Source organism: Pseudarthrobacter sp., assembly GCF_036675385.1.
Lineage (GTDB): Bacteria > Actinomycetota > Actinomycetes > Actinomycetales > Micrococcaceae > Arthrobacter.
Genome location: NZ_JAKFFD010000195.1, coordinates 1 through 7,947, shown reverse-complemented (window position 1 = coordinate 7,947; position 7,947 = coordinate 1). Strand labels below are relative to the sequence as shown.

At 67.0% G+C, this 7,947-nt stretch carries 7 protein-coding genes and 2 tRNA genes; 3 read left to right on the top strand and 6 right to left on the bottom strand.

All coding sequences use genetic code 11. The features are described 5' to 3' along the window. Positions 1-300: aconitase family protein (locus V6M49_RS16710; protein ID WP_332762143.1), on the bottom strand; the 300-nt coding region annotated here is incomplete at its 3' end. Positions 301-413: 113 nt separating this feature from the next. Between V6M49_RS16710 and V6M49_RS16705 the strand changes: the two genes are divergently transcribed. Both V6M49_RS16705 and V6M49_RS16700 read left to right on the top strand, forming a co-directional pair. After that, positions 414-1,133 carry an IclR family transcriptional regulator gene (locus V6M49_RS16705; protein ID WP_058932091.1) on the top strand — a complete coding sequence of 240 codons (720 nt, stop codon included), beginning with the start codon at positions 414-416 and terminating at the stop codon, positions 1,131-1,133. A gap of 46 nt (positions 1,134-1,179) precedes the next feature. After that, complete coding sequence (locus V6M49_RS16700; protein WP_332762140.1) at positions 1,180-1,719, top strand: DUF1697 domain-containing protein; 540 nt, start codon at positions 1,180-1,182, stop codon at positions 1,717-1,719. A 5-nt stretch (positions 1,720-1,724) separates the two neighbouring features. On the opposite strand, the gene V6M49_RS16695 is transcribed toward V6M49_RS16700, so the two are convergent. The 4 genes from V6M49_RS16695 to V6M49_RS16680 form a co-directional block, all read right to left on the bottom strand. Continuing rightward, positions 1,725-3,341: a GTPase gene (locus V6M49_RS16695; protein WP_332762138.1), complete on the bottom strand. Its 1,617-nt coding sequence runs from the start codon at positions 3,339-3,341 to the stop codon at positions 1,725-1,727. After that, positions 3,338-5,035 carry a dynamin family protein gene (locus V6M49_RS16690; protein ID WP_332762137.1) on the bottom strand — a complete coding sequence of 566 codons (1,698 nt, stop codon included), beginning with the start codon at positions 5,033-5,035 and terminating at the stop codon, positions 3,338-3,340. Before V6M49_RS16690 ends, V6M49_RS16695 begins: the two co-directional genes overlap by 4 nt. Before the next feature lie 235 nt (positions 5,036-5,270). Beyond that, positions 5,271-5,346 (bottom strand) — tRNA-Glu (locus V6M49_RS16685). Between the two features lie 143 nt (positions 5,347-5,489). Then, positions 5,490-5,561 (bottom strand) — tRNA-Gln (locus V6M49_RS16680). A gap of 298 nt (positions 5,562-5,859) precedes the next feature. On the opposite strand from V6M49_RS16680, the gene V6M49_RS16675 reads away from it, so the two are divergent. Further along, a complete protein-coding gene (locus tag V6M49_RS16675; RefSeq protein WP_332762135.1) occupies positions 5,860-7,254 on the top strand; it encodes a hypothetical protein in 1,395 nt (464 codons plus the stop codon). 8 nt (positions 7,255-7,262) lie between these two features. Here V6M49_RS16675 and V6M49_RS16670 read toward each other — a convergent pair whose 3' ends face one another. Beyond that, the gene (locus V6M49_RS16670; protein ID WP_332762133.1) at positions 7,263-7,946 is read right to left on the bottom strand and encodes an HAD family hydrolase; all 684 of its coding nucleotides are present in this window, start codon (positions 7,944-7,946) and stop codon (positions 7,263-7,265) included. Between the last annotated feature and the right edge of the window lies 1 nt (position 7,947).

Genomic DNA, 7,947 nt, shown 5'->3' with positions numbered 1-7,947 from the left:
GACGCCGAACTCCGCGCAGTTGTTGCGCAGCGTCTGGATCTGCGTGCGGCTGGTGAGATCGGCAATGGGCTTGTGGATGTCCAGCGTGGGAGTGTTGTGGTCCTCCGTGGCGATGGTGAGGTCAGGGCGGCGCAGCTTGCGGCCAGCCAGCCGCAGACCTTCAAATGCCTGCGGGGAGGTCACCTCATGGACAAGGTGAAGGTCAATGAAGAGGAGGTCGGGCTGGGCGTTGGCTCCTTCGCCGTCGCCTTTGCGCACCACGTGCGCGTCCCAGACTTTCTCGGCCAGTGTCTTTGCCACGGCCATCTCCCTTCACTGCTGTTTGGCTGTTTGGTTCCACTGAACCAGCAGGGCCGCAATATGTGCCAGCCCAAAGATTTGCATCTCAGATAATGAGACGGCAATATCATTACATGGACAATTCTAGTGGAGTCGGCGTCATTGATAAAGCGGCCCATGTACTTGACGCATTGGAGGCCGGACCCACCACGCTGGCACAGCTCGTGGCCGCCACGGGCCTGGCCCGGCCCACCGTGCACAGACTCGCCCTAGCATTGATCCACCACCGGCTTGTAAGCCGCGACATCCAGGGCCGGTTTGTCCTCGGCAGCCGCCTGGTGGAGCTCGCCTCCGCCGCCGGCGAGGACCGCCTCATCGCTTCCGCAGGCCCGGTCCTGATGCAGCTGCGCGACGCCACCGGCGAAAGCTCCCAGATCTTCCGCCGCCAGGGCGAATGGCGTATTTGCGTCGCGTCCGCCGAACGTCCCATCGGCCTGCGCGACACCATCCCGGTTGGCACGAAACTCTCCATGAAGGCCGGCTCCGCCGCGCAGGTGCTGCTCGCCTGGGAAGACCACGACCGGCTTCTTGAGGGCCTGCAGGCCGCGCGTTTCACGCCCACCGTGCTGGCAGGCGTACGACGGCGGGGCTGGGGACAGAGCCTCGGCGAACGCGAGCCCGGGGTCGCCTCAGTCTCGGCACCGGTCCGGGGACCGTCCGGACGCGTGATCGCCGCGGTCTCGATCTCCGGCCCCATCGAGCGGCTCACCCGCCAGCCGGGCCGCCTCCACGCCGAGGTGGTCTGCAACGCCGCGCGCATCCTCACCGAGGCCCTGCGCAAGGGCAACGACTGAAGGCTCGCCTCCGTCCAGGCCTGGCTGCCCCGGCTAGGCTGTCGGCATGAACAGCTACGCAGTCTTCCTCCGCGGGATAAATGTCGGCGGGATCAACATCAAGATGGCGGACCTCAAGACTGCGCTTGCATCGCAGGGGTTCGCGGACGTCAGGACCCTGCTGGCCAGCGGCAATGTGGTGCTTGCCAGCGACGAGGATCCTGCCGCGGTCAAGCAGACGTTCGAAGAGTGCCTGCGTGACTCCTTCGGCTACGAGGCCTGGGTGGTTGTCCTCACGGCACGGCGGGTCTCCGAACTCGTGGCGGCCTGCCCGTATCCGGCAGACGACAAGGCAACGCACACCTACATCACGCTGGCATCGGACACCGCCATGCTCGATGAGCTTGAAGCCGCCGGCGCAGGCTTTGAAGGTACCCAGCAGAAACGCCTCGGCCCGGAGGCATTGGCCTGGCTGGCTCCGGCCGGCGGGACGTTGGACAGCCCGTTCAGCAAGATTTCGTCCAAGGCCAGGTTCAAGGCAACCACTACCACCCGGAACCTGCGGACGCTGATCAAGGTCAGGGACGCCGCAACCGCACTGGCGTAACGACCTTAGTTTCCGCCCGCAACCTTCAGTGCGGCGTTGAAGGACGCGAGCCTGCTGACTTCAATTTCAACCGGCTCCACTACGAAGTCCCGGGCAACCTCGCCCACCGCTGCCCGCAGCCGTTTCCTGGCCCGGGCTGCGCGCGCCCTCGCGGCTCCTGAGCCAATGAATTTTCCAGTCAGCGCCAGGAAGATCCCCAGCACCACACCGCCGCCGATCAACAGCGTCGGCACCGGCCAGCCCTCCACCTTGGGAACCTCGGGCACGGGCAGCTGGAGATAGCCGAGCCCGGCCAGCACACCCAGCCAGCCGAGGCCGCCCAGGACCGTCAGCAGCGCGAGCCACTGGGCCACGTTGAACACGCCCCACCACCAGGACTTCCGGGACGCCATCAGGTCCGTGCCTGCGATGGCCTGGTCCAGGGCATCCGGCAACGCCTCCCGCCCTTCCCGGGCGGCACCCCTGATCGCGGCACGCCACGGTCCGGGTGCGCCCGCACTCGCCGCGTCCGCAAACCCACGGACAGCAGCATCTGTCCGGGCGCGTTCCGGGGCGCCCGCGGCCGGGAGCGAGGTCCGGTTAAGCTGGGACGGGGAAGAACTTCTCAGGTTGAGCCGGCGGAGCGGATCAGGCCGGAACCGCACCAGCCACCGCGTCACCGGCCACCCAGTGCGGCGCGTCGACTCGATGCGGTAGGACCGCGCAACTGCGTCCACCACCACGGGCACGTTGGCGGCCGTTGCCAGCTCATCGGTGAGCCGGGATTTCGACGCCGGCCTGACACCGGCGGCTTCCCCGGTGCCGGCGGCTTCCCGGAGTTGCCCGGAGGCCCGTGAAACGTCAGCGGCCAGCCGCTGTGAAAGTGCCTGGCGCTGTACCACAACATGTCGGATGGCGCCCCGGACCTTGTCCACGCCGGTGCCCTTCAGGGCGGATGCGCCCAGGACCTGAACCTTGCCCAGCCCGTCGCGGGCAAGGATCCCTTTCAAGGACTCCAGCACAGGCTGCACGTCCCGTTCGGGCAAGCGGTCCACCTGGTTGAGGACCACCAGGGTCACGGCGCCATGCGCGGCCAGGGGCGCCAGGAAATCGTTGTGGACTGCCGCATCGGCGTACTTTTGCGGATCCAGGACCCAGACCAGGACATCAACGAGGCCAACCATGCGCTCCACGATCGCGCGGTTCGCGGCCCTGGTGGAGTCGAAGTCCGGCAGGTCCAGCAGGATCAGCCCCGTGCCCTCGTCGGCGAAGCCGGCCACGGGCTCGGCATGGTGGCGGTTGCGCACCTCAAGCCAGTCCAGCAGCGGCTCGCTGCCGTCCGCTCCCCAGACACCTGCCAAAGGTTCCGACGTTGTGGGGCGGCGGGCGGCCGCCGTCGCGATTTCAGCGCCGCTGACCGCGTTGAAGAGTGACGATTTTCCGCTGCCGGTGGCACCGAAGAACCCAACAACAGTGTGATCAGCCGACAGTGACCGCCGGGAGCTCGCGCGTTCGAGGAGCTGGAACACCTCGTCAAGTGCCGCATCCGGCAAGACGCCTTCGGCGAGTTCGCGGGCATCGTTGAGTGCTTCGAGCCTGCGGTCCAGCTGTGACGCCTCACGGGCTACGCTGTGGCGGCTCATGCCTTTTCCGCCAGCCGGGCCAGGGCAGCGGCGTGGCCTGTCAGGATCCGGCCGGTGTCCGCGCCGCCCTCCGGCAGGCGTTGGAGGAATTTCTGCTGCTCTGCCTGCAGCAGCCGCTGGCAACGGGCATGGAGGTCATCCCGCGCAGTCTTCGCAAGCCGGCGGACCGCGTCTTCGCCGAACACTGCCTCGAGCAGTTTCTGCCCGACGACGGCGGTACCGCCCGCCACGCCGATCTCCAGCCCGGTGAGGCCGGCGGTCATGGAAAACACCACGATCATCAGCGCGGCACCCAGTCCGTTGATCCCGAAGGAAAGCCATCTCGCCTGCGTGCGCTTGCCTTGCCCCTCCGTGCGAATCAGTTCCATCAGGCCGGTCTGCCAGGCCCGGATCTCCGCCGCAGCCACCTCGGCAAAGCCTGGGCTGGTGCCGGACAGATCGTCCGTCCCCAGGAGCTCGCGGCCGGCCGGGTCCGAGCGCCAACGCCGGTCAGTCTCTTCGCCGGCGTTGGCGGCCTCGTCCAGGATGACGGCCTGCAACCCCGTTTCGATGGCGGCCTCGACGCGTACGGCCGGCGTCGGCTCGCCCCGGAAGAAGGCTCCCACGCGGTCCCGCAGCCGTCCGATGTTCTGTTCCAGCGCCCGGAAGAATTCCCCTGTTCCGACGAAGTCCTGCCAGCGCGCCAGGACTTCCCCGCGGAGGAGGGCACCGTCCTTTGTTGCGTCCAGGATCCGGGTTCCGGCATCGCGGTAGGCGGCCTCAGCGCCTGCACGGAGCGCGTCCGCGGCACGCTCCTGCCCCTGGACCGCGTGCGCCACCGCACCGACCCGCCCGGACAGCGCCTTCACCGTCCCGTTGAGGGTACGGCGGGCAATTTCGGACCGCCCAGCGGCGTCGGCAGCAAGTTCCTGCAGCCAGCGCCGCAGCGGCTCTGCGGCGCTCGTTGGCAGCATGCCAAGATGGTCCAGGTCCGTCTCCGGCACAATGAACAGTCCGGCATGGCCGAGGCCTTCCTGCCGCAGCAACGCGCGGAGATCTGCACTGACTTCGGCTTCCGCCTCCGCCGGCACACGGTCCAGGACCACGGCCACCATGATGTCCCGCGAGGACGCGTCCAGAAGCAGCTTCCACGGGACCGCGTCTGCGTAGCGGTTGGCAGTGGTCACAAAAACCCAGAGGTCCGCGGCGGCCAGCAATTGACCGGCGAGCCGGCGGTTGTCGTCGGAAATGGAATCGACGTCGGGAGCGTCAAGCAGCGCGATCCCCTGCGGAACAGCCTGGTCCGCCACCAGCACCAGGGAGGAAATGGCCTCCGCATCGGGTGTTGCGCCGGCCCGGCTGGCCGGGACGGGTTCCGTGGAAACAGTCCCCCGGATCCGGCTGAGGGTGGGCAGCACACGGTGGCCGTCGAACCAGCCGGCATCGGCCGGGTGGTGCAGCAGAATGGGCTGCCGCGTGGTGGGCCTGATGGCGCCGGAGCGTGTGACCGGGTGCCCCACCAGGGCGTTGACCAGGGTTGACTTGCCGGCGCCCGTGGAACCCCCGACGACGGCAAGCAGCGGTGCGTCCAGGCTGCGGTACCGCGGCAGGATGTAGTCATCCAGCTGGGCGACGGCGTTCCGAGTGTCCTGGCGCGCCTGTTCAACGTCCGCAAGGGCGAGCGGCAACGACACTGCGGACAGATCCCCACGCACGGCCTCAAGCAAGGCAACGGCCGGCTCCGACGCCGCGTCGGGCCGGCCCGGCTGCGTTCTCGGTGCGCGCTTAGGCGGCGGAGGCTGCGTGGGACGAAGCCCGTCTGAGGAGGTCACAGGATCATCATGCCAGTTGCGCCGGCTTTTCCACCGGGCCCCGGTTTTGTCCTATTACCCCGCAGCGCAGCCTCCACAACGAAAAAACGGCCCCGGGCTGATGCCCGGGACCGTTCGTTGGTGACCCCAGCGGGATTCGAACCCGCGTTACCGCCGTGAGAGGGCAGCGTACTAGGCCGCTATACGATGGGGCCGCGTACTTCCAGGAAGTTTTCACTTCCAACCGGCGCCAGGCCGGTTTGCTAAGTGAGTATTTCATACACTCAGCGCGCGTTTCAAATCGGCGAACCGATCTGAAACCACTGATTTGCCGCGGTTAGCCTGCGACCAAACAGAGCTGGGATACCAGGACTCGAACCTAGAATGACGGTACCAGAAACCGTAGTGTTGCCAATTACACCATATCCCAATGATACTTTCGGGCCGGAGTTTCGGGCTTCAAGCCGCGCTCCGTGCGCCTCAGCACGAGAAATTACTTTACCCGAGACTTTGGGCTGGCACAAATCGGCACCGAAGACCCAACGGCCTGAACCCCTTGCCAGATCACCCGGAATAAGTTTACTCTCGGTAAGTTACCCGAGAGTAACCACTCACTGCCTTTGCTGCAGGCCCTTCGGAATGTCGTTTTGCGTCCGGACTGCCGCCCCTGGTCCAGGTGGGTGGCCGGCAGATTTCACACTGCCGGCAAACCGTCGAGAGGACCCACCGTGACACAAAGTCGTGCCGCCGCGCCCACCAAGACCCGAACCCGGGCACAGCAGCTTGCTGTCGCCGTCCTGGCCCTGATGCTGATTGCTTTGCTTGGGTTTTACACCCTGGTCACCGGCAGGATCACCGACGGATCGGCCAAGCTGATGGACGGTGCGGGCCAGGCCTCGGCCGGCGCTGAGCAGCTCAAGGACGGCGCCGGCCAGCTGGCGGCCGGCGCGGGCCTGGCCGACACCGGTGCCGGCAAGCTCTCCTCCGGCGCCGACAAAGTCCTCCTGGGTGTCAGCGAGAAACTGGCCCCGGGCGCTGAAAAACTGCAGTCCGGTGCAGACCAGCTCGCCGCCGGCGCTGTCAAGATCGAAACTGACGTCAACAACAAGCTCGCGCCCGGCGTGTACAAAGTGGACGACGGCGCCCGAAAGCTCGCCGCCGGAGCCACCCAGCTCGCCGCGGCACTGACGCCTACGGCCGCCGGAAATGCCGAGAACAACCTTGCGGACGGCGCGACTGCGTTGGATGCAGGTGCGGCCCGTCTGGCCTCCGGGACGGGCGAGCTGGCCGCCGGAACGGCCCAGCTGAAGGGCTACCGGGGAGCGAACAACTCCCCCGAGGCAGGCACCGGCATGGCAGCATTGGCGCAGGCCCTTGAGCTGCTGGAGGCGGCGGCCTCGGACCCGCTTCAGGGTCTGGTGCCGCTGGCCGTAGTCAAGGACAAGATCGCCAAGATCACCGCTGGAGCCCATAGGCTCGACGCCGGGGCGCAGCAACTGCAGGCTGGCGCGGGGAAGCTCAATGACGGAGCGGCACAGTTGCACACTGGAACAGGGCGCCTCACCGCCGGCTTCGCCACCCTGGGTGAAAAGCTCAACAGTCGCGATCCCAACAACCCCGGCGTTGTGCTCGGTACCGAACTGCTGGCCGCCGGAACTGCCCAGATCCGCACCGGCATGGACGGCGTGCCCGGCAATGCCGACCGCCCGGGCCTGATCAACGCCGTCGCCAGTATTACTGAGGGCACCTCACGGCTGGCGGACGGCACGTTGGCGTTGAATGCCGGGATCAAGGGCGATCCGGCCGATCCCTCAAACCCCGGCCTGCTCCATGGCTCCCAGGCGCTGGCTGCGGGCGCTTCGGAGCTGGCCACAGGCAACACCAAGCTGGCCTCGGGATCGACAGAGCTGGCCACGGGTGCCGAGAAACTTGCTGATGGCAATGCCCGGATTGCGGATGGCACGGACACCCTGTACACGAGCGCAGCGGCCGTCTCGCCCACCAGTATGGTGGGGAAGTCGGATACCGCCGTTGCCCTCTGCCTGGTTGCTGTGCTTGTGCTCGGATCCGTGGGCATCTACCTGGTGCTGCGGAACAGGCGAAGGCTGCAGTCTGCGGAGTAAGCGGCCGGTCAGCCCAGCAGCTGTGACAGCGAGGTGATCTTGTGACCGGTGAAATCCGGCGCAGGCTCCCCCACCCTGTTGAGCCAGACGCCTATCAGGCCCGCCGCCGTCGAACCGTCTGCATCCAGCATTCTGTTGTCCCCAACGTAGAGCGTCTCCTCCGGGGCAGTCCCCAGCAGGCGGACTCCTTCGAGGTAGATGGCCGGCTCGGGCTTGGCAACGCCTACCGTGTCCGTACCAACCAGGCGGCGGACGCGTTCCAGTCCGGCGCCGTCGAGCTTGGCCCGCTGGTAGTCGTGCACGTTGTTACTGACGGCACCGTAGGGGATGCCGGCAGCATCCAGCAGGTCCAGGAGCGGAAGCACGTCCTCAAAGGCACGTACATACGTGGGCTGCAGCCGGCCGTAGGCCGAGAGCCACCCGTGCGCTTCTTCACCGTCGGCAAGATCCACACCGAAGTGCCCCAGGGCGGCGCGTCCCCGCAGCAGGCGCTGGTCGTTGAAGGTCAGCTCCCCCGCCAGGTACCGGTCGTAGTAGTGCGTGGTCTCGTGCGTGAAGATCCTGCCGAAACGCTCCCAGCCAGTCTGGTCCAGACCGGGCAAGAGGTGCTCGCTGACCTCACGCAGGGCGGTGGTCATGGCGTATTCGAGGTCCACCAGGGTGTCGTCGATGTCGAAGAGGACGCCCCGGATG

What these genes read in the sequence shown, in the direction of transcription:
- V6M49_RS16705 (WP_058932091.1), top strand. Translation starts at nt 414, where the DNA reads ATGGACAATTCTAGTGGAGTCGGCGTCATTGATAAAGCGGCCCATGTA.
- V6M49_RS16700 (WP_332762140.1), top strand. Translation starts at nt 1,180, where the DNA reads ATGAACAGCTACGCAGTCTTCCTCCGCGGGATAAATGTCGGCGGGATC.
- V6M49_RS16695 (WP_332762138.1), bottom strand. Translation starts at nt 3,341, where the DNA reads ATGAGCCGCCACAGCGTAGCCCGTGAGGCGTCACAGCTGGACCGCAGG.